Source organism: Sulfobacillus thermotolerans, from assembly GCF_039623705.1.
GTDB classification, from domain to species: Bacteria; Bacillota; Sulfobacillia; order Sulfobacillales; family Sulfobacillaceae; genus Sulfobacillus; species Sulfobacillus thermotolerans.
The window spans coordinates 88465-109719 of the sequence record NZ_CP133983.1; the positions used below are offsets into that span (position 1 = coordinate 88465).

The 21255-nt window shown below is 52.0% G+C and carries 17 protein-coding genes and 1 pseudogene; 9 read left to right on the forward strand and 9 right to left on the reverse strand.

Annotated elements, in window-relative coordinates; all coding sequences use genetic code 11:
• Positions 1-9 precede the first annotated feature (9 nt).
• The 3 genes from ORD20_RS00360 to ORD20_RS00370 are packed head-to-tail and all read right to left on the reverse strand — an operon-like array spanning position 10 to position 3603.
• Positions 10-1983, reverse strand: a complete 1974-nt coding sequence (locus tag ORD20_RS00360) for a hypothetical protein (protein WP_146038958.1) — start codon at positions 1981-1983, stop codon at positions 10-12.
• Positions 1980-2690, reverse strand: a complete 711-nt coding sequence (locus ORD20_RS00365; protein WP_103374248.1) for a hypothetical protein — start codon at positions 2688-2690, stop codon at positions 1980-1982. The genes ORD20_RS00360 and ORD20_RS00365 overlap by 4 nt, the downstream gene beginning before the upstream one ends.
• Positions 2671-3603: an ABC transporter ATP-binding protein gene (locus ORD20_RS00370; protein WP_103374247.1), complete on the reverse strand. Its 933-nt coding sequence runs from the start codon at positions 3601-3603 to the stop codon at positions 2671-2673. Before ORD20_RS00370 ends, ORD20_RS00365 begins: the two co-directional genes overlap by 20 nt.
• Before the next feature lie 415 nt (positions 3604-4018).
• Here ORD20_RS00370 and ORD20_RS00375 point away from each other — a divergent pair, with 415 nt between their 5' ends.
• The 8 genes and pseudogenes from ORD20_RS00375 (at position 4019) to ORD20_RS00410 (ending at position 14422) form a co-directional block, all read left to right on the forward strand.
• Positions 4019-6199: an HlyD family efflux transporter periplasmic adaptor subunit gene (locus tag ORD20_RS00375; protein WP_103374246.1), complete on the forward strand. Its 2181-nt coding sequence runs from the start codon at positions 4019-4021 to the stop codon at positions 6197-6199.
• Entirely contained in the window at positions 6196-6954 is a 759-nt protein-coding gene (locus ORD20_RS00380) for an ABC transporter ATP-binding protein (RefSeq protein WP_103374245.1), read from the forward strand. The genes ORD20_RS00375 and ORD20_RS00380 overlap by 4 nt, the downstream gene beginning before the upstream one ends.
• Positions 6954-8171, forward strand: a complete 1218-nt coding sequence (locus tag ORD20_RS00385) for an ABC transporter permease (RefSeq protein WP_103374244.1) — start codon at positions 6954-6956, stop codon at positions 8169-8171. Before ORD20_RS00380 ends, ORD20_RS00385 begins: the two co-directional genes overlap by 1 nt.
• Positions 8172-8755: 584 nt before the next feature.
• Entirely contained in the window at positions 8756-10831 is a 2076-nt protein-coding gene (locus tag ORD20_RS00390; protein WP_158246137.1) for an FUSC family protein, read from the forward strand.
• A gap of 590 nt (positions 10832-11421) precedes the next feature.
• Positions 11422-11904: pseudogene (locus ORD20_RS00395) on the forward strand (LysE/ArgO family amino acid transporter); the annotation flags it as partial.
• A gap of 75 nt (positions 11905-11979) precedes the next feature.
• Entirely contained in the window at positions 11980-12384 is a 405-nt protein-coding gene (gene tnpA, locus ORD20_RS00400; RefSeq protein WP_103374242.1) for an IS200/IS605 family transposase, read from the forward strand.
• Positions 12335-13471, forward strand: coding sequence for an RNA-guided endonuclease InsQ/TnpB family protein (locus tag ORD20_RS00405; RefSeq protein ID WP_242968248.1), 1137 nt, complete (start codon positions 12335-12337; stop codon positions 13469-13471). Before tnpA ends, ORD20_RS00405 begins: the two co-directional genes overlap by 50 nt.
• A gap of 576 nt (positions 13472-14047) precedes the next feature.
• A complete protein-coding gene (locus ORD20_RS00410) occupies positions 14048-14422 on the forward strand; it encodes an enoyl-CoA hydratase-related protein (RefSeq protein WP_430626394.1) in 375 nt (124 codons plus the stop codon).
• 348 nt (positions 14423-14770) lie between these two features.
• Here the strand turns inward: ORD20_RS00410 and ORD20_RS00415 are convergent, their stop codons facing one another.
• From ORD20_RS00415 to ORD20_RS00440, 6 genes are all read right to left on the reverse strand, one after another.
• On the reverse strand, positions 14771-15400 hold the full coding sequence (locus tag ORD20_RS00415; protein WP_103374239.1) for a class I SAM-dependent methyltransferase: 630 nt from the start codon (positions 15398-15400) through the stop codon (positions 14771-14773).
• 201 nt (positions 15401-15601) lie between these two features.
• Positions 15602-16387: a pseudouridine synthase gene (locus tag ORD20_RS00420; protein WP_146038957.1), complete on the reverse strand. Its 786-nt coding sequence runs from the start codon at positions 16385-16387 to the stop codon at positions 15602-15604.
• 50 nt (positions 16388-16437) lie between these two features.
• Positions 16438-17706: an MFS transporter gene (locus ORD20_RS00425; RefSeq protein ID WP_103374238.1), complete on the reverse strand. Its 1269-nt coding sequence runs from the start codon at positions 17704-17706 to the stop codon at positions 16438-16440.
• Positions 17707-17816: 110 nt separating this feature from the next.
• Positions 17817-18134 (reverse strand): hypothetical protein, encoded by a 318-nt coding sequence (locus ORD20_RS00430; RefSeq protein ID WP_146038956.1) that lies wholly within the window; start codon positions 18132-18134, stop codon positions 17817-17819.
• Between the two features lie 46 nt (positions 18135-18180).
• The gene (locus tag ORD20_RS00435) at positions 18181-18531 is read right to left on the reverse strand and encodes an ArsR/SmtB family transcription factor (RefSeq protein ID WP_158246136.1); all 351 of its coding nucleotides are present in this window, start codon (positions 18529-18531) and stop codon (positions 18181-18183) included.
• 210 nt (positions 18532-18741) lie between these two features.
• Positions 18742-20016, reverse strand: a complete 1275-nt coding sequence (locus tag ORD20_RS00440; protein ID WP_103374235.1) for an APC family permease — start codon at positions 20014-20016, stop codon at positions 18742-18744.
• Positions 20017-20147: 131 nt separating this feature from the next.
• On the opposite strand from ORD20_RS00440, the gene ORD20_RS00445 reads away from it, so the two are divergent.
• Positions 20148-21056 (forward strand): LysR family transcriptional regulator, encoded by a 909-nt coding sequence (locus tag ORD20_RS00445; protein WP_158246135.1) that lies wholly within the window; start codon positions 20148-20150, stop codon positions 21054-21056.
• Positions 21057-21255 lie beyond the last annotated feature (199 nt).

Consider the following 21255-nt stretch of genomic DNA (forward strand, 5'->3'; position numbering starts at 1 on the left):
CTACCTTATTTATCCTTTTTCAGGATATCGCACTTGCGCCTGTTCCAGGACGTGATTTATCTGTATTCGGGTCAAGGGTGCCCGCTTCAGTAAATGGCGGAACTGCACAGCACTCCAGTGAAATCCAGCCGGAGAGAGTTTCCCGACTTGCTCAATTAAGGGGCCAAGCCGGTAGTTGCCCGCGAGTACATAGCGTGCTAGCATGGCGGACACTAAATGATGAGTTACAGAGTTATCTTGTATCCCACCACGGCCTTCTGTGAGCCACAGATTGAGCAGGTGACGAGGCAATCCACTGGCCGTTTGAAGTATGGGTTGATTTATGGTGTTATCGCTCAGTGCCGTGCCGATGCCGGGGTAAGCGGGGTAGCTTAAATCACTGTTGACAGAGGGCCATGGGGCCCGCGATAGGGAGACAAAGGGTGGTTCCCATTCCATTGCTCCGTTCCATACCAGTGACCCAAAATACGGGGGACCCAGATTCCGCATCAATCGGTTAAGCGCGGTACTCCTATGCAATACATGGTGGATTAGGGCAGTTTGATCGCTGCTGGCATAGATGACAGGTCCTTTATAAGGGATACGGGTTAAATGACCCAGAACCAGCTCCATGCTTGGTCCGTTTCCTTTCACTGAATCCGATTTGTTTACAAAACCATAGCCACTGACTACGACGAGATCGCGTGGGGCGTGAATGTCCACCTGCCACGCCTGACGCTTGGGGTTGGCGGTTAAGGGGTACCAAGTCGCGGCGGGTAATATGGCTCCTTGGGTAGATGAAAAGGCGGTAATGGTATTAGGATACTCGCCTAATAATAGGAAGCGTCCGGCCCAAACGACGGTCAGCCTAAGGGTCTGACCTTGATGCAGGGGATGATCGATCCAAATCCAACCCCGCTGATGGGCCATGTGCCATATCACGGGATGTTGATTGACGGTTATTCGTGTGATATGCAATTCCGGGTTTAAAAATAGAGGAAGCCGGGGCACCGGACGTTGGCTTGTGACATGGAACACCCCGTGGCCTTTGAGCCACGTGCCGTGTCCTATGTCTAGCGAAAGATGCGATGCCGTAATCGCCACAGGCCCTTTAGGGCCCTGATGTGCCCATGAAATAACCTGATTTTGTGTAATGCCTTGCGTTTGATGCCACAAGCTTTTAGCCAGCGGAAAAGACAGTGCGAGCATCGTGAAAACCCCGAGTCCCGCCAAGGTTTCGCTCCAACGGGTGCGACTTATTCCAGCCCATGCCACGATCCACCAAGCGAGGGTTAAGAGAACGACCCATCCCACAAGGAGCGATAGATCTCTTGCAAACGGACCAAATCCCCATACCGGAGATAAGGTGTCTGTCAGCCAGCTGAATGGGGTCCATTGGTATAGAGCAACCCATCCGCTGAACCATCCTGTAAGAAAGCCGGCCTGCACCGCTACGACTGTAGCGAGGCCTACAATAAGCAAAATGAGCAAGGCAATCACGCTTTTCCAGATACTAAAGAGCCATTGCCCCCAAAGGTACCCAAAAGAGAGCATGAACAGCGTATTGACGAACAAAATGCCTATACCATCGCGTGCGGTATAAAGGAGCCATGCGCTGTTTGACCAAAATCCGGTGGGGACCTGCCACAAGCTACATAAAAATGTAACCAGTGCACTCATGAGGCTTATGGCCAGCACGGTTAACGCTTGGCCTGTGGTTCGGATGCCGGGATAAACAGGCCAGGACCGACTAATCCGAAGGGGGTGATTGCCATGTTCGCTTTCTGAGAGTCTGGTACCCAACACCACATAAAGTAGCGGAGCAACGGGAATCACAGCCAGGTTGAGACATATGGTCAACGGGGCCATGCCGTGTCCTCCTAGAAATACGACATAGGTAAGAGGCCAGATTCCGGCAGCGGCTAGCCATAGCCACCAGGACCTGCTACGCCAGTGATAGCGCCAAAGGACCAACATTTCGGCCCTCATTTGTCTAGATATCATTGATAGGTCCCCCTTCGGCGGTGCCACTCAAAGCCCACGACAGCAAGCGCCGCGCTACCTACCGCTACTATCGCAACGCCCAGCCGATTGGCAATCAGCGGCCTCGACCACGGTTGATTGTGAGCGGCAAACAACACGACTTCGTCGCCGCGGGGATGGGCAAAGGGGAGATGACGGATACCCAAGCCGAGAATTGTGAGGACCACCAAAACACCTAATCCCACCCACAAATCGGTCGTCCATTCCACCGATGCCAACATGGAAAAGGTGATCAGCAAGACGTCTGGCATTACTAACAAGGTATCTCGGGCTACCGACAATGAAAGCCCAATGAGCTTTGCGCTGATCTCTACAAGTAACAGCCAACTCACCGAAAAAAATAAACAGGTTCCCGAGCGCAATAGAAACAGTCTCAGGCTTGTTATCGGATACGTTATGTAAAGAACCCGGCGTGTTCCTAGGATATCTGATTCCATAACCAGCACGGGCAGAGCAGCCAATAGGGGAATGGCGATGCCTAGTAAGTGAGCGAAATACCATCCTGATGTCATCATCCAATCTCCTTGGGAATCTAACGCGCTCGGATAGGGCACTGCCAACGTACCATGCAACGCTAATGGTCCCAAGGACAAAAGGAACACGATCCCAGTGACGATCGTTAAAGCAGCCTTGGGCAGGCGTGCCCATTCACTCTGCAATTGCCGCATGCCTGTTCCTCCGTTCGGGAAAGTGGACTAACGCCAGATAACCGTCTTCGAGGTGAGGAGAAACCAAGGTACCTTCTTCATCCGGAGTTTGGGTTAAATACCGGATTGTAACCGTCTGCGAGGTGGAGGTAATGCGCACGACCACACGCTCCATAGGTTGTGCGGGGCGAGAACGCGCCATCCAATCATCAGCTACTTGATGCCAATCGAATAAGGCGAAGTCTCGTTGATACACCAAACCATCAGCTTTATGGATAATGGCTGGAATGGAACCTTGTGCCAACAATTGTCCATGATCCAAAATCCCTACGGTGTCAGCAAGTCCTTCGATATCCGATACAATATGGGTCGATAAGATAATGGTCGTGGTAGACGCCCATTGTTGCAACAGGTTTTTGAGTTGCACGCGTTCATTAGGGTCTAAGCCGGCAGTGGGCTCATCTAAAATTAGTAGCGATGGGGTATTCAATAGCGCCTGGGCGATCATCACGCGTTGTTTGATTCCGCCTGAGACGTTGGCAATCCGAGTATGAAGCCATGCATCTAATCCCATCCAGGCACTCACCTGCTGAATAGCTTGTTGTGTTTGAGTGACGCCTTTCATCACAGCGGAATAGTCGAGGAATTCTTGGAGCGTGAGATGCTCCAACAAACCGTACTGTTGCGGTACATAGCCCAACATGCGGCGGATTTGGCGGTCATCACCAGGTCGTTGCCACTGATCCACGCATATTTCTCCGCTAGTGGGGCGTACCACGGTGGCCATTAATTTCAGTAAGGTTGACTTTCCTGCCCCGTTGGCGCCTAACAATCCAAAGATGCCCCCACCAAGACAAAGATTGATCTGTTCGAGGATGCGCTTTTGTCGAGCATGGTAAGATAAATGAGTTATTAACAATTCCGGTGGCGCCATAAAAACGATCCCCCCTTTTCCATCTATAAATACAGACGTATTTTAGGGCAGGCTTGGATCACGCCCACATAAACCTAGAGATCAGGAATTCGAAGTGCAGCGGTTGGGGGCACGCGTTGTGGGTAATGATGAAAGAGGTCTTAGGTCTTTTAGCATTTAGAGTACCGTTGCAAGCCGGTTCAATCACCGGGAGGGCGGTCGTTTCATAATAATCCTCAAATAATTCGATTCGGTAACAATTTGGTAACAATCTCCGATGCATAATAAGCTACCACCATAGGCACTTCGTTCTTGAGCACTTTGTGTCTTGGCTTCGGTTTCACATGCCAACGCTTAGAAAGAGAAAAAAAGGACCCTATGCGTCCTTGGCGGGCCTATCGTGTAAAGACGGCAAGATAAAGGAGAATAAAGGACCATGTCTGTTGGAGTCCCGCCCTCACAACCGTTAGGGCTCATCAGGCCGCGCAAACGGAGCTGGTGGTATCTTGTAGGAGGTGCCGCCGTACTGGCCGTCGGCGCAGGCGTGTATGTCAAGGCTTTTCATCACCCGGCTGCCATTATTCCTGCTAGTGATTATGCCACGGTGCGCTATGGCAACGTGGTGCAAACGATTTCTGCAGCCGGAACCATTCAGCCGCTGCAGTCCATTAGTTTGAATTTTACGGGCGCCAGCGGCATTCTCGCGACGGTCAAGGCGTCAGTGGGCGAACATGTCAGTGCAGGCCAAGTGCTCGCCACACTCAACGATGCCACCGACATACCGGCCGTGGAATCAGCACAAGCCGCGGTTGCAGCTGCTCAAGCGACTTTGCAGCAAGATGAGGCGGGGCCTACGCCCCAAGCCGTAGCGGTTGCTCAAGCGGCCGTGCAGAAAGCGCAAGTGGCATTGGCCGGTGCAGAAAAAACATATCAGGATCAAGAGGCCATTGATAACAACCGCGCCTCTCAGCAACAGGCGATTTTAAACGCGGGGACCGCGGTTCAGCAAGCGCAAGGGGTGGTGGCGGCTGATCAAGCTGCGGTCAATGCGGCCCAGATTAAGCTCGAGCAGGCTCAAGCGCAAGCGAGTGCGAATGGGTCCAACTTACCGGCCACCATTACGGCCGCCCAAGCAGCTCTTGCGTCAGCGCAAGCGCAAGCTTCAGCCGCGGCCAATGCGTTGTCCATTGACCAAAGCACCCTCGCGACCGATCAAAGTACATTAAGCCAAGACCAGTCGTTATATGGTACGTTGGCATCGCAATATCCAGCCGATGAGGAGACGTATCAATCTGATCTTCTCGCCTCTGCAAGCACATCCAGTACCGTGACCGCCGCAGATCTGGCGTCTGCCGCGCAATTAGCCAGTGCCGCGCAATCAGCGTATAACACGATTCAAAGCGCGGAAGCCGCAGTGCAGTCTGCTACTAAAGAAGTGCAAAATGACGAAGCCTCGGTACAAAGCACGAATGCCGCGGTAGCCAATGCCCAGGCGCAGTTGACGAGCGACGAACAGGAGCAAACGAGTGATCAAGCGAACAATCCTTTGACAGTGAGTGCGGCCCAAGTGGCTTTGCAACAGGCGCAAACGGCGCTGGCCAATGCTCAAACCTCCTATCAAGCCTCAGAAGCGGCTTTGCAAGCGACCGAGAATGTTGAGAATAACACCACGACACAAAAACAAGTCTTAGATGCCGATCTCAACAACATTGCGGCGGCTAAAAATGGGGTGACGTCGGCTGAGGCATCATTGGCGCAAACGGAAGCCCCTGCAACCCCTGCTCAAATTGCGTCGGCGAAAGCGTCTTTGATGTCAGCGGAAGCCCAGCTGGCATCGGCTAAAGTTGCGGAGAACGACACCATCTTAACTGCTCCCGTCAGTGGCGTCATCGTGGAATCCAACTATTTACCCGGCGATACATTAAGCGCCGCAACGCCGGTGTTCGTGCTCGATGACAGCCTGAAATCTGATCTGCAAGATAATGTGCAAGTGAGTGAAGCAGATATTGCTCAGGTCAAGCCCGGTGAGAAGGTCACGGTGAGTGCGGCATCTTATCCCAACAAGACATTTTCTGGAACGGTTTTGGAAGTAGAGCCGACACCAACGGTTGTTAACAACGTGACCGAATATACGGTGCTCACGTCGGTTAACAACAGTTCGGGCGATTTGTTACCCGGCATGACCACCAGCGTGTCTATTCAAACTGCCAGCGCACACCATGTGCTCACAATTCCTGCTGTGGCGCTGCAAACGGTCGGGACCCAAGAAGGGGTGTATATACATCCGAGTTTCAGCGGGGCAAAGTTTAAAATTCCCAAGAAGTTTGCGGCTGCGCACAAGAAGTTTTCCGGAAAGTTTGCCCAAGCTGCAGCAAAAGTCCGGTCCGGGGTCATCTTTGTGCCGGTGACGGTGGGACTGTTTGGATCAACGAATGTTGAAGTGCTGCATGGGGTTTATGCCGGAGAAAAAATCTTGCTGGTCGATCCCGCGTCGTTAAATTTGACGGTCAGTAAAGGATTCCACTTTGGTGGGCGTCCGGGCGCATTTGGTGGTCACGGAGGCTTTGGTGGACATGGTGGAGGAGCCGGTGCCGGCGGCGGAGGCGCGGCGTCATGAGTGCCCAAGCGATCTCGCCGGCTCGGCCGATTGTAATGATGGAGCATATTCAAAAAACTTATTGGATGGGACAACAGGCGTTTCCCGCCTTGCGGGATGTGTCCTTGTCGGTCGCATCGGGAGAATATGTAGCGATTATAGGACCATCAGGTTCGGGCAAGTCAACGACGATGCATATTATGGGCTGTCTGGATACTCCCAGTGCGGGCGTCTATCAGCTAGATGGTTATGATGTTTCGACGTTATCCGATGACGACTTGGCCTTATTGCGCAATCAAAAAATTGGCTTTGTGTTTCAGAGCTTCAATTTGTTAAGCCGCACCTCGGCGATTGAAAACGTGGAACTACCGATGTTGTACGCGGGCGTGCCGAAGAAAGTGCGTCATGAAAGAGCTCAGGAGGCCTTGGCCCAGGTAGGCTTAGCCAACCGCATGCACCATAAACCCAATGAGCTCTCCGGGGGCCAGCAACAACGCGTCGCGATTGCGCGGGCTTTGGTGACGAATCCCGCCTTGATTCTTGCGGATGAACCCACAGGGGCATTGGACAGTCACTCGACCGATGAAATTTTGGGGTTGTTTCAAGCGCTGCATGATCAAGGTCATGCGATAGTCATGGTGACCCATGAAACAGACGTGGCTCAACATGCCCACCGCATTATTAGCTTTCGTGATGGATTGGTGCAGTCGGATGAGCCGAATCCGCATCCCCTGCGTCACCAGACCCCGTTACCGGATGAAGGGGAGGGACACTAATGCCCGCACTGGAGATCTTACGAATCGCATTGCGCAGCATTCGGGCCAACAAAATGCGGTCGCTGCTGACGATGCTGGGCATTATCATTGGCGTCTCCGCTGTGATCTTATTGACTGCGGTTGGACGAGGAGCTACTGATATGGTGACCAATAAAGTGGAATCGTTGGGCACCAATTTGATTCAAATCATGTCCTCGTCAACGAGTGTAGGGGGGATTAACAAGGGCCAGGGCAGTGCGCCGACTTTAACCATGGCGGATGTGCAAGCAATTGCGCAACAAGATACGGCAGTCAAAGCCGTAGCCCCGTTACTGAGCACCCAGGGGCAAGTGGTTTGGCGCGCCAACAACTACTCGACCTCGATTCAAGGGACAACAGCGAACTATCCTCAAATTGAGAACATGCCCTTAGGCAGTGGGCGTAATTTCACCAATCAAGAAGTCCAAGACAATGCGACCGTTGCCATTATTGGCACGACGGTTGAAAGCGATCTCTTCCCTTCGGGAATGAATCCCATAGGACAAACCATTGACGTCAATGGCATTCCCTTCCGCGTAATCGGCGTGTTGAAGTCCGAAGGGACCAATGGCTTTATTAATCAAGATGACCGGATTGTCATTCCGATTACTACGGATATGAACTTACTCGATGGGACTACTTATCTGACAGGGATTTATGCCGCAGCCAAATCCCCTGCGGACATGGCTATGGCCGAAGCCGAAATTACCTCGACGTTACGGGTAGCCAATCAGATTCTGCCCGGGCAAGCAAACAACTTTACGCTGTTAACGTCTGCGACGTTTCTTAGCACATTGACTTCGATTACCGGAATTCTTACCGATTTATTAGCTGGAGTGGCCGGAATTTCGTTGGTCGTTGGCGGTATTGGTATCATGAATATCATGCTTGTGTCGGTGACAGAGCGCACTCGGGAGATTGGGATTCGCAAAGCCATTGGGGCCTCCAAAGGCGTTATCTTAGCCCAGTTTGTCGTGGAAGCCGTGCTTGTGAGCATCATTGGCGGTCTGATTGGAGTCGCCATTGGGGTCTTGGGCGCGGTCATTGGAGGCTCTGTCTTCCATTTATCAGGATTAGTGGGGATGAATGCTGTGGGGCTCGCCTTTGGATTTGCCGCGTTGGTGGGCATTGTTTTTGGTGTCTATCCCGCACGGAAAGCGGCCAACTTGAACCCTATCGATGCCTTGCGGTTTGAATGATGCCCCTGGCAAGTTGTTTGCCCGCAGATTGAGAGAGGCAAGATGCTGGCGATTGATGGGATAGCGGTTTGTGAAAACCGCTAAGACGCAAGGAATGCAAAGAAATGAGACGCCGTAACCCTTTGGTCTATACGCCGAAGCGTTACGGCGTCAGATTATGGTCCTGATGATTGTGCGCGCGAATTGGCGCGCACGTTACCGATAGCTGTCCTGCCCGGAAGTTTCCGTAGTCAGACGTCTTGAAAGGCGCCGGGAGGGGCAATGGATGGTGTGCCATAGGTGTCTTCGTCGTCAACGACGATGGGCGAAGGGAGTGTGTGACATTATGATCTGGGGTACGTGTTATGGGCACGGGGTGCTAGCGTATGAACCAGCCTCATGGCAGGACCGATTCCCATTTACCAGGTGCCCGTTCCGACCATGACTGGGGTGGACAAAGACTTCTTCCCAGCCCTCCTAAACCCACGTCGTTGGTAAAATTCCGACACTAAGAGGTCAGCCAGCTAGTGTGCTAGCATAGAGATCAATGGCTAAATGTAGATTTGTCCACAAAGAGGGGTTCTGTGAGGTGTGGGAGAATGCGGATGAAGGCGATAGACGCTAGGCATATCGTCACAAATTTAGCCACCCATGATCCTGCCCAGCTTCAAGTGGTTTCGGGAGTGCGCAATGCGGTAGGCATCGTGTTACCTTTGATTGTCGGTACGGCAATAGGTCACGTCCAGACGGCCGTGGTGATGGCAGTGGGCGCCTTAGTCGCGGGGCTGGCAGGACTTTCCGGTCCTATGGTGCAACGCATTCGTACCATGATTTTAGCCGTCTTGTGGATGGGCCTTGCGTCATTTCTTGGCAGTATTGTAGGACATTCGTTGGTGAACATTATTATTCTCACTATGGTAAGTGGCTTCTTAGCGGGATTGATGGTCGCCATTTCGCCCCAAGCGACGCAAGTCGGCACATTAGCCACGATGGGCTTGGTGATTTTTTCTGCTTTTCCTACCACACCGTATTTCGCGATGATTCAAACCATCTTTGTCGTATCGGGAGGGCTTCTCCAGCTCCTGTTCATGATCGTGTTCTTTATAGCCATACCGCCAGCAACAGAAGTCAAGAGTGTATTGGCGGCACTCAGAGCGCTTAGCGCATACATCGAACAGCCGACTCGGCAAAATGATTTGGCGTTATCCTATGCCATGGCTATGGCTGAATCTCAAGTGCGTGATTCGTTGTTGTCTGCGGACTACCGGCAATATCTGTGGAATATTTTACGGAACACGCAAGAGCTGCGATGGATGTTTGCAGATGATATCTTGGAGGAAAAAACACGCAGCATACCGCCCGTTAGTGAAAAGATACAGATAACGAAGCTAAGGGCCGCGTTGGACACGGCTACCGAAGCATTACGCCAGAAATCTCAAGATCGCCTGTTGAACAGACCCGCCATTTGGCCCGCATGGCACGCCGCCAAAATGGTGGGGGCGGAAAGTGTGGAGTCCAGCCGTCCTGCTCTATATATGGACCAAGCCCTACAGGACTTGGTTACATTGGCGAAATCGCCCGTTACCGTTGGATCCCGCCATGTCATAGGGAACCAACCCCATCTACTCAAATCCCATCATCCGATTCTTTTCACGTTACGGGCCAACCTGACAGGGCATTCGGCAGCGTTTCGTCATGCCCTGCGTATGACAGTAATTTTGGGGATTGCGGTATGGCTGTATGGCCTTTTATCGTTGCCGCGCGGATATTGGGTGCCCCTTACGACGTTAGTCATATTAAAGCCCGACTTTTTTTCTACGATTATCCGGGGTATTGCTCGGGTGTTGGGCACGATTGGCGGGGTGGTGATCGCCACGGCCCTTTTCGCGCTCCCCATTCACTCGATATTGCTCACATTAATCGCTTTAGTCCTCTTCGCCATCGGGCTATACACCGTATTTTCTTACAACTATACACTCTTTAGCATGTTTATGACCGCAGAGATTGTCATCATGCTCTCGTTCTTTGACCGGTTGTCACCGGTTAAGACCATTGAGGCACGCACCGTCGACACGCTGATTGGCGCAGCTCTCGCCTTTTTCGCGTATTTCCTATGGCCTCGCTGGCAGCGTACCTCCCTTACCAGTACGATTGCCGATCTGGTGCAAAGCGAGCGTCTGTACTTTCAGTTTTTGATTGCGTTTTGTGAAAGCCCTGCGTTAACGCAGGACCAAACCGCCTTCTATCAACAGCAAATCCAATTGGCTCGCACGAATGCGTTGTCCTCTCTCAATCATGTGTTGAGTCGCCGCGATAAAAGACCGGTAGACGCGGAATCTGCTGCGGGACTACTGACAGCCCTGCGTCGCTTCGACGACGCTTTACAGGTTGTCCGAACCTACTGTGTGCAAAAACCCCTGCGTACAACTGTCACTCGTACCTCCAATGCCATGGATTTGGCGAAATTCAGCCGGTCCATGGCGGAGATGCTGGAAGCCATTGAGCATGCTCTGCGCACAGATCTCAACCCTCTCTCCCCATCGCTACTGGCTCAATTTGTGAATTTGCAACCACGCCCGGGCTGTCTGGCCGATTCTCATGAATGCTTAGTCGTTCAAGCGTTGTATGAGCCGATTGGCACGATGATGCGCATGTTGCCCGAGCACCATAAACCAGACTAAGTCCAAACAGGCAGTGCGTAGCATCCTAAACGGGTGTTAACCTCGAGGTGCAAGGAGTGAGCGTTTTGCCTGAAGACGCAGTGTAGGAGGAAAAGAGGGGTACGCCTTGGATCCTTTAGGGTTCATTGCTGAATTTTGCCTATCACAATGCGGTCGTCGTCTGGCCGGGCCGAATCGATCATCATGACACCCGAGCGCCGCAAAGTCCGCCACAGCGCAAAAAGCTCTTTACAGAAATTCTCTAATATCCTTTATAGGTATGATATTCTAATAAGAATACGAGTTGTAATCCTAGATAGAATTAGACCTGGGGATGGGTGGTGTGAAGTCTTTTACCGAACAGACAAGGCCTTAGTGATGGCCGGCGTTTATGGATAAACGCGACTCCCACAAAACGGTAATGTCACCGACACGTATTTCGCACCTGAGCATCTCCGTCACAGGAATGTGAGGGGCACAGAAGTCCAAAGAGGAGAAGGTTTATGACTGCCGCTTTTGCTCACGGCTTTTTATTAGCGCTAGCGCTCATCCTTCCACTGGGTCCGCAAAATACGTTTGTGATAAGCTAAGGCGCAACCCATCGCCAATACCGACAGACGTTGCCTGTTGTGGTGACGGCTGCACTCTCGGATACAATCCTCATTAGCGGAGCGGTGCTTGGTGTCAGCGTCGTTTTGCTGACAGTTCCCATGTTAAAGGTCATCATCACGATACTAGGAATTCTCTTCCTAATAAAGATGGGGTGGCACTCGTGGCGAGCTCCGGTCCTTTCGCAGACATCTGAGAACGAAACTAGAAGGTATTGGACGCTACCGCGCCGGGTTGGCCATACGCTCCGGGCATCCTTATTAAATCCCCATGCGATTATGGATACGGTCATCGTTATTGGCGGAGGCTCGGTCATGTATAGCAGACCAGATGACAAACTCGCTTATGCCATAGCGGCCATGCTCGTATCGTGGATGTGGTTCGTTGCCCTTTCGCTGGCCGGGCGTCTATTGGTTGAGTTGCCGCATTCGTTTAGACTCCTAAAGGGATTTAACGATCTTGCGCCAGAAGTCCCCCGCCTCTGAGGCGGCGAGATGAATGGCGTGTTTTTTCTTCCTGTGTTATCCTATCAGTAGTAATAGCAAAGAAGGTTATTTGTCATGGAACTTGATGGCAATAATCATTCAGTGTTCTTGATGTACTATCACCTGATTTTGGTGATTAAGTATCGGCGTAAAGTGATTGATGATGCCATTTCGAACCGTTTGCGTGAGATTTTTGAGTACATACAGCCGAATTACCACATCACACTTCAAGAATGGAACCATGATCGTGATCATGTCCATGTTTTGTTCAAGGCACATCCCAATTCCGAACTCTCTCGGTTTATCAACGCATACAAAAGCGCATCGTCAAGGCTCATTAAAAAAGAATTTCCGCTCATACGACAATCGCTTTGGAAAGAGTATTTCTGGTCACGCAGTTTCTGCTTGCTCACGACAGGAGGTGCCCCCATTGAGACCATCAAAAGGTACATCGAAAACCAAGGAGAACGAAACCCTTAGCGTGTTGCGTTTTCGTTTGGAACCGACGAAAGAGCAGGAACAAACGCTCTTTCGCACCTTCTATTTGTGTCGAAAACTTTACAACCAGGCGCTCGAAGAGCGTATAAGGTCCTATCGCGAAAAGGGAATCTCCATTCGCTACACAGACCAACAAAACCACTTACCTGCGTGGAAGCGAGAACATCCTGAGTACAAGGAAGTCCATTCGCAAGTATTGCAAAACGTCTTGCAAAGACTGGATCAGGCGTTTGTGAACTTTTTCGAGAAACGGGCAAGGTTCCCGAAGTTCAAAAACAAATTCATGTTTCGTTCCATCACCTACCCGCAAGCAAGAGACACTTATTTTCATGAAAACACGGTGTATCTTCCGAAAATCGGGGGGGTCAGAATGATGGCCCATCAGCCCTTCGATGCAGCGTCTGTCAAAATGATCAATGTCAAATTCCATGATGGCCAGTGGTATGTAAACCTGACCTATGTGACAGAAGCCGCGGCGTCACTCACAGAGATTCAAAACGCGGTGGGCATGGATCTGGGATTGCTGGCGCTGATTGCCACTTCCGATGGGGAATTCTTCGAAAATCCGAAGTGGCTCCAAAAGAGTGAAAAGCGGCTGAAGCGCAAGCAACGACAGCTTTCCCGCAAAAAGAAAGGCAGTAAGAACCGCGAAAAAGCCAAGCATGAACTTCAGGGCGTCCACGACCATGTGGCGAACCAGCGCAAGGACCATCTGCACAAGGTCAGCCGATCCTTGGTAGACCGGTACGCCCTGATTTGCATGGAGGATTTGCCCGTGAAAGAGATGATGAAAAATCATCGACTGGCAAAATCCATTGCGAATGCCGGGTGGGGGAGGTTGACGGCCTACATCGAATACAAGGCAAAATTCGCGGGGAAAAGGGTTATTAAAGTTCCACCCCATCACACCTCCCAACTGTGTAGTAGCGGTTGCGGAACGATGGTAAAGAAAGACCTGTCGGTGCGTATTCATCACTGCCCGACGTGTGGATTAGCAATTGATCGTGACGTCAACGCCGCGATCAACATTCTGCATCGAGGATTAGAAATCCTACAGCCAGTGAGCTAACGGATATGCGTCATGTAGGCATGGAACAGGCCGAATCCACGCTTGCGGAGATCATGTAAGACCTGCGACAGCAGGCGGTGGTCGATGAAGCAAGAAGCTCTCGCCTCTAAGCGAAGCGAAGGCGGGAGCAGTTCACTCGGCTTTCTGCGGGCATTATGTGGCTCATCGCTGGGAGATATCTGATCCAATTAAGCCGTATGTTATGGAATGGCTAACATATATTCGGTACAAGGATTCTTGAGGATGCGTTGAACCAAGGAAGGTAGCAATAAGGTTGCTCATGGGCCTAATGATGATTAATTTTGGATAAGTCCCTCACGCTGGTCCATAGGGTCGTTTCGTTTCAATCCTTGTTTTGGTATCAATCAAAAGCCATCCTTAATTAATCTATCGACCAGATTTTCAATATATCAGAAAATAGCGTTTTAGCTGGTAATATAATAGACGCTAGAAGGATCGTCTACAAGGCTATAACCGGCGTTAAGAGGTCTCAAGTTTTTGGCGGAAAGGAACCGCTGGCTCAAAAAACTATGACGGACCTATTCGTTTGAGTTCCTTAGAAAGAAGGATGGATCTATGTCGTTGATTGAGATGAACGTTTTCGCCGAAGAACGCATTGCGACGCTTGCGCTGAATAATCCCAGACGGCGCCATGCTTTGTCTCATGCCTTGCTTGCGGAACTAGAACACGCGGTGAAGGAATTGGCTGCTAAGCGATCAGTAAATGTGGTCATCATTCAGTCTAGTGGCCCTGCGTTTAGCTCAGGCCATGACCTGACGGAAGTGCTGGACCAATCGCCAGAAGATGTGCATAGCCTTTTTCTCGCCTGTGGTCAGACGATGCGAGCGGTAAGTCAAGCACCTCAGGTCTATATTGCGCAAGTTCAGGGTATTGCCACAGCGGCAGGGTGCCAATACCGAAGTCATCGCCCGCCAAGCCGCCGATGCTGATGCGAAAGAGGGCATTGCGGCCTTTTTGTCCAAGCGTGAACCGGTATGGAAGGACCGTAGTCCTCAGGATTGACTCTGGTATTGGCCTCCTCACGGGCCCTATGAAGTGCCTAATTTAGAAAAAAGGGAAGTCATATACGCCGAGAAGAAGCGTGCTATGCCCACAAAAGTCGCATGTTCACGTAGCCTGACCTGCTAGTCCAAGGTGACGGTGACAAAGACAATGATAAGGGTCAAGGCGCAGGGGGGAGTTGTTCGCGCTATCAGTCGGTCCCGATACCAGGATGCTGGCAAAGCGTCTCAGTGTCGGGGCTGCCGCATTGGAACGACGTTGAGGCGTAGCATGGGTCAGTTCGTTTTCAAAACGATCCACTGATTATGCGAATAGGCCATGTGTTTGTACCATGAAGGGAGTTCCGAAATTAACCGGGTAGGGCCTGGCCAATTGGGGACATCATCAAAGACAATCACGCCGCCGTCTTTGACGTAACCACTCCAGAGTTCGAAGTCCCGCCGGACAGCATAATAATCATGGTCGGCGTCAATAAATAACAAACCAATGGGTTGATCGAGGGGCCACGCTTTGGCGGCTTCGACCGTTGTCATTCGTACCGGGACAACCCAATCCCGCACGCCTAATTTCTCCATGTTGTCTAGAAATTCTTGGTAGAGTTGGTCGGGATGATACTGGGCAAGAAGGTCTGCGTGTTCTTTTTCGCTCGGGGTGCCTTGCCAGGTATCTACGCAAACAATTTTCCCGGGCGACTGTTGATCCGCTAAAGCTGCGGCCATCCATGCACTGGAGCGGCCTTTCCACGACCCTAGTTCTACCACTACGGGAACCGGGATTTTGTTCTGAACCAAGTGATATAAAGTGACTCCAGCCACAGGAGAGCACCAGCCTTGAATCGGCTCAATCTGATCTTGCCAGGATAAAAGACGTTGTTGGGTCTCAACAGGCAGCTCATTAAAATTCATACTGGGCCCTCTTTCGTGGACCTTGACGCCCACTGTTGTCACGACCCATGCTATCACATCAGCCAGAAGGTCTTGAAACAATAGCACCTATATTTTCGTCCGTTTTGATGGACAGGTCAGATAGCGGTACTTTGAGGGGCTTCCACCCTTCGAAAGCCTCGGTAAATGGCCGGGGGTGGAAGCTAGGCGCAGGATGGATGATCAATATAGGCCCAAGGCCTGTTTCAAACGGTGACGGTCAAATCCGACTGATACGGTATTGTTTATGACGATGACCGGAATCCCGCGCTCGTCACCCCGCAGTTGGCGCATGGTTTGAATCGTCGCGTCATTGTCGAGGGTATGATCGACATAGCCAAATCCGTTATAGGATAGCAGCGCTTTCGTGCCGTTACAGATGCTGCAGGGGGGTACCGTATAGAGATCAATGGCGGGCAATTTCATGCGTTCTCCCAAGGCTACGTGAGTGACCTTGTCACCAAACGGGATGGAGACGCGGTAGCAGACGAAATAAGCATCCGCCTGTGGGTCTAAAAGCCAGTCTTGACGCAAAAGGGCGGTATCACCTAGGGGCGTATCAATGTCCCAAATAGCGACGTTGTCATAAATTTGATGGTCAAGAACTTGGACACTGTCTATGGTTTGGGGGTTTATGTCTTTAGGCAGGCGGACGCGGTAGGAAAAGAGAAAGCGATGATCGTTATACAGTTGACGGAGCTCTTTGACGCTGTCGTCGGATTTGGCGACGACAACCAAGCCGCGATCGCCAGCCATGAGACGGTGAATGACGCCAGGGGCATGACTCGTTTCCATTTCGGCAAGCCAACGATTCGATTGAAGCAGGCTGTTCACTAAAGTGTTGGTAGTGTCTACCGTGTCGGGATGAACTGCAAGTCCTTGCGGCTTATCTGCGACAACAAAGTGCGGGCCTTCATACCAGATGTCAACGGGTGTGGCGCTTACAGCAAGCAGCGGAGTTTTTTCCATAGAGAACCCTTCTTTCAGAGATGGATAGAACAGGTATTATGCCCAAAGGTTTAACGCCGACCGTGGGCTAGTTTCAACGCATCGGGTAGACGACGCAGGCGGGCCATGGCCCAAATACCGACGGCCGGGCCAATGGCTAAAAACATCAGCACGTAATGCCAGCTTATCACAGCCGCTAGGAAGCCGATGAGGTTAATCGAGCCAATGGTAATCAGAAAGCCCACGGCCATTTGCAATGTTAAGGCGCTGCCTTGCAGGTCTTTTGGAGCTAATTCGGTCACAGAGGCAGAAAACTGAGCAGAATCGGCAATCACGCTAAAGCCCCAAATGAGCGCGATAACCAACGTTAACAACGGTCTAGCGTGATAGGTGAAGCCAATAATCAGGGCCATCGAACCGCTCACACTCATCGCCATAATCGTTGCCCACGTGCGTCCGTAACGGTCAGCCGCCCAGCCTCCGGCCAGGGCCCCGGCAAAACCGGCCAGTCCAATGACGGCGAAGCTAGCGCTGCCAGCGAGGGTGATAAGGGTTGGGCCGCGCCAGTAGACGTGCCAACTGGAGAGCAGAAAGGCCGGAAGCCATGCCCACATGGCGTATAGCTCCCACATGTGGCCCCAGTAGCCGAGATTAGCCCACATCACAGGGCCATCATGCAGTACGGCGCCAACTCGGTTCCAACGAAAGACGGGGGGCGAAAATGGCCCCGGATGCTCAGGCACGATCCACAAGACAATCGCCCACGAGATAACGGCAAGCACTGCGCTGCCGGCCAGAACAGCTTGCCAGTGTTGTAATAGTGGCACCCCTACGAGTAAATGGGGCAAGGCGGATCCGACGGTTAATCCCCCAATTAAAATGCCTACTGCCAAGCCACGCTGTGTAGGAAACCAGCTAGCGACCCACTGGACCGCGACGGGATAGACGATGGACAAAAAAGCTCCGGTGAGGGTGCGTAGGACAAAGGCCATCCATCCTCCGTGTGGCAAAGCCAGTAGAGCCGCTGTTGTGAGAGCGGCTCCCATCGCGCCCCAGCCCATCAACATGCGCGGACGAAAGCGGTCTGCGAAGCCTAATGTGGCGCTTAACAGTGCGCCGCCTACAAATCCGAGCTGCACGGTGGACGTAAGCCATATCACGGCTGAGCCTGTCAGCTGCCATTGCCGAGTTAAGGCACTAACGACGGCTGAGGCACTAAACCACACACTCATGGCTAAAAGCTCGGCGATAGTAATCCATGCGAGCGCACGCCAACGCGAGGCGGGAGGCCTTTGTTTGGGTCCTTTGTTGAGCTGACCTGCGTGTCCTGGCAGTGTCATGCCTACCCCCCTCTCTTCTTAACGCGTAGCGCACTCGAAACTCAATACTATAATAAATATAGTATTTGACGGAAAGTGTCAATCTTTTAAGGAATTCTAGGCGGCAGTGCCTACCGTGTGTCGTCCGTTGATCCATCTAAGGGATTGTTCGGCCTGACTATGGCATCGGGAGCCTCACACTCCTCCATCGCATGGGTAATGGATGTTACCGAGACGCGGGATCCCTTCACATGGATTTGAGGTCCTTGGGCAGTTTTTTCCACCGTTATCGATTCGACGTCCGCCGCACAGGCGCAACCGCAGGCCCCCGTCGTACAATTCTCAACCATCATTTGTAGGGGCTCGAAAGGGATATTGGCTGAAAACTGAATGCGTACACCATTCGGTTCTTCTTGGGGGTATCCAACCGCAGACATCTTTGACATCATTATCACTCCTATATCGATTATCATCGATGAATTAAGCCAAAAAAATTTAGGCATGGGGGATCTGCCCCATGGCTCCGCGGTGTTCCGTATCGACACAAGCCGTTAACGACGCGACATGACGCTGAAAAGACTCCCACATCGGCTGATTGACTTGGTAGACTCGGTATGTGCCGCGTCGTTCGACTGTTATCAACCCGGCATCCACCAACACTTGCAAATGATGCGAAATGGTCGACTGGGCTAGACGGTGCCGTTGAGTGAAATCGATGACACAGCATGCGGATTCATCTGGTGCGACATCTGCACAGCAAGAGGAGCCGTCTCCTTTAAGTAGGTCGAGAAATAGCGCATAGCGTTGCGGTTGACCCAAGGCCTTAAAAATCGCGACAAGATCCACGGTTTTTGTCTCCAATTCATCGATGTTAATCGATATATTACTTCGGCCCTGATTTGAGTGTCAAGCGCCCTAGGGAAGCAATGGCATTGCGTCAGCGATACGCTTGTAGGCAGATTAGGCTCTCTTTAAACGCTCAACCATAGTAATTGGTCACCGGATTTATGATTGTACTATCGCGTGTCAATTCGAGGTGTCCACAAAATTAGACGATCATTCAACATTCCTAGCGGGGCGACGTTTCACCGAGACAAACCATCCCGCGGTGATCAGGCTTAGGGGATATAGTAGGGCCCAACCGCTGAACGGTAATAAGGCAACGCAGACTATCGCCGCTAGGCCCGCCATTAACACGAACTTTTTTTTGGAAACGTGGGCAAAGAGTTTGACAGCAGAAATCATGGCTACGGTATAGAGAACAAGGAAGACAGTGCTGGGCAAGAGGATAAGGTGGGGAAGGTTGATATGGACCATAGTGTCAATGGTCAGTACGACCGCAAAGTCCAGCGCCAATGCCCATAAAGCCGCCGTAGGAATGCGTCGTATCCGGTGCACGTGGCTAAGAAAGCGCGGAAACACGCCAGCCCGGGCTTGGCTGAACACCATCCGTGAAAATCCCCCGATATTCCCATGAATGGAGACGATTGTGATGACGAGCGCGGTCCATCCAGCTAGGACAGGGCCACTTTGGCCAAAGCCGGTGGCTAGTAATTGACTAAAAGGAATGGGGAGCTCGGTGCGGCCGTAGGCATGAATCCCTATTGTAACAAACGCTAGGGCGACATAAAGCAGTCCTACCACACTGGGGGCCACGAGAAATGTCCGTTGCAAATCTTTACGGGGATTAAGGAATTCCTCCGCAAGATGCCCAACCATTTCCCACCCGACAAAACACCAGAAAACCGAGACGGTTGCTTGGCCAACGGGTAACCAACCATGGGGCACGAATGGATGAAAAGCCCTGGGATGGATGTGAGGGGCGGCAAAAAGGATCGCTATGACGATCAATGCACCGATAATTGCCAGAACAGCGATTTGCATCCAACTGGCAACCTCTACTCCGGCAGCGTGTAATCCCAAAGAACCGGCTAACATTAGTGCAGCGATGAGAGGGATTGTCCATGTGGGCAGGGCCAATGTCGTGGCCGTATAGTCAGCACCCAAAATGGCAATGATCGGGACTCCTATCGGGATGGTCCCAAGAAAGAGCCACGCCGTCAACCGGCTGGCGGAATTCCCCCATGCCAGTCTGACGTATTCGACGATGCCTCCAGCGTGGGGATGTTGGGCGGCAAGTTGGCCAAGGGTCAATGAGAGCGGAAAGGCCAAAACCGACATGATAATCCATGCGACGATTGCGGCAGGTCCGGCTTGCTGGGCGGTAGTGGCCGGGAGGACGAGAATGCCGGAGCCCAATACCGCGCCAATCGCGAGGGCAGATCCGTGCACCCAGGTCAAACGGCGTGCCAATTCGCGGGGATGCTCCATGGTAATTTCTCCTTAAATATATTAGGGAATTTACGAGGTTCTACTTCTTGATGCTAGCATTTCGCTATCAGGGTGTCATACGATAGACGCGATAGAATGTATCGGCCAAACCGATGAAACGAGGTGCGTTTATGGAGCTCAAGAATGTGCAAACGTTTCGGGTGCTAGCCGAAGAGTTGAGCTTCACACGCACCGCGGAACGGCTAAATTATGCGCAGTCGAGTGTCAGTGCTCAGATCCAAAGCTTGGAGGAAGAACTCGGGGTATTATTAGTGGAGCGAAGCGGGAAACGCATTCGGCTTACCGATGCTGGCACGCAGTTTCTTAGTTACGCCCACCGCTTATTGAATCTGGCCGATGAAGCGCATGAGGTGGTGGGAAATTCCTCTGAGGTGGTTGGAACGTTGACCGTTGGGTCTGTCGAAAGTCTTTGTACATATCGTTTGGCACCGGTGTTGAAGGCGTATCGCGCCCACTTTCCCCAGGTCGAATTAATTTTTCGTACGGGGATTTGTCGCGATTTGCGCCAAGCCGTATGGCATGGAAGTTTGGATTTGGCGGTCACATTGGAATCGCCCTGTCAGGACCCGGGCTTGCACTGCGAAATACTAAGAGATGAGCCAATGCGTGTGGTGGCACCGGTGCATCATCCTTTAGCACGGGCGTTAGAAGTGGGGCCTGGAGATTTGGAGCACGAGACCTTATTAGTGACCGAACCGGGATGTAGTTATCGCGTTATGTTTGAGAGTGCGCTAGAGAGCACGGGCATTCATCATCCCCGTGTGGAGTTCTTCAGTGTGGAAGCGATTAAGCAGTGTGTGCAAGCGGGATTAGGGGTATCGCTCTTGCCTTCGATGGCCGTGCAAGAGGAGTTGGAAGCGCACGAGTTGGTGGAACTCCCTTGGAATGGGCCGGAATTTCCCGTCGTAAGCCAATTAGTATGGCGCCATGACAAATGGCTTTCCCCAGCGGCTCGGGGCTTTATTGAGATGACGCGCCGCTACTTTTCTACCGCGCTGCAAGACGTTGACGGCTTGTAGCGGCAAGTGGTGTTAGCACCAAGAAGTCGGATTATACGCTCTGTGATCTTTTGAACGTGGCCCCTTGTCATAACTGAACGGGTCTTCTCTTGTTGCAAGAATGCCCAAGGGCTGTTTCCACGGTGCGTTGGCGCTTCGCATATGACGGTGTCCTTGAGCCCACCCCATGGAGTTATGGAGCCATGGGGTGGGCTCAAGG

What these genes read in the sequence shown, in the direction of transcription:
- ORD20_RS00360 (WP_146038958.1), bottom strand. Translation starts at nt 1,983, where the DNA reads ATGATATCTAGACAAATGAGGGCCGAAATGTTGGTCCTTTGGCGCTAT.
- ORD20_RS00365 (WP_103374248.1), bottom strand. Translation starts at nt 2,690, where the DNA reads ATGCGGCAATTGCAGAGTGAATGGGCACGCCTGCCCAAGGCTGCTTTA.
- ORD20_RS00370 (WP_103374247.1), bottom strand. Translation starts at nt 3,603, where the DNA reads ATGGCGCCACCGGAATTGTTAATAACTCATTTATCTTACCATGCTCGA.
- ORD20_RS00375 (WP_103374246.1), top strand. Translation starts at nt 4,019, where the DNA reads ATGTCTGTTGGAGTCCCGCCCTCACAACCGTTAGGGCTCATCAGGCCG.
- ORD20_RS00380 (WP_103374245.1), top strand. Translation starts at nt 6,196, where the DNA reads ATGAGTGCCCAAGCGATCTCGCCGGCTCGGCCGATTGTAATGATGGAG.
- ORD20_RS00385 (WP_103374244.1), top strand. Translation starts at nt 6,954, where the DNA reads ATGCCCGCACTGGAGATCTTACGAATCGCATTGCGCAGCATTCGGGCC.
- ORD20_RS00390 (WP_158246137.1), top strand. Translation starts at nt 8,756, where the DNA reads ATGAAGGCGATAGACGCTAGGCATATCGTCACAAATTTAGCCACCCAT.
- tnpA (WP_103374242.1), top strand. Translation starts at nt 11,980, where the DNA reads ATGGAACTTGATGGCAATAATCATTCAGTGTTCTTGATGTACTATCAC.
- ORD20_RS00410 (WP_430626394.1), top strand. Translation starts at nt 14,048, where the DNA reads ATGTCGTTGATTGAGATGAACGTTTTCGCCGAAGAACGCATTGCGACG.
- ORD20_RS00415 (WP_103374239.1), bottom strand. Translation starts at nt 15,400, where the DNA reads ATGAATTTTAATGAGCTGCCTGTTGAGACCCAACAACGTCTTTTATCC.
- ORD20_RS00420 (WP_146038957.1), bottom strand. Translation starts at nt 16,387, where the DNA reads ATGGAAAAAACTCCGCTGCTTGCTGTAAGCGCCACACCCGTTGACATC.
- ORD20_RS00425 (WP_103374238.1), bottom strand. Translation starts at nt 17,706, where the DNA reads ATGACACTGCCAGGACACGCAGGTCAGCTCAACAAAGGACCCAAACAA.
- ORD20_RS00430 (WP_146038956.1), bottom strand. Translation starts at nt 18,134, where the DNA reads ATGATGTCAAAGATGTCTGCGGTTGGATACCCCCAAGAAGAACCGAAT.
- ORD20_RS00440 (WP_103374235.1), bottom strand. Translation starts at nt 20,016, where the DNA reads ATGGAGCATCCCCGCGAATTGGCACGCCGTTTGACCTGGGTGCACGGA.
- ORD20_RS00445 (WP_158246135.1), top strand. Translation starts at nt 20,148, where the DNA reads ATGGAGCTCAAGAATGTGCAAACGTTTCGGGTGCTAGCCGAAGAGTTG.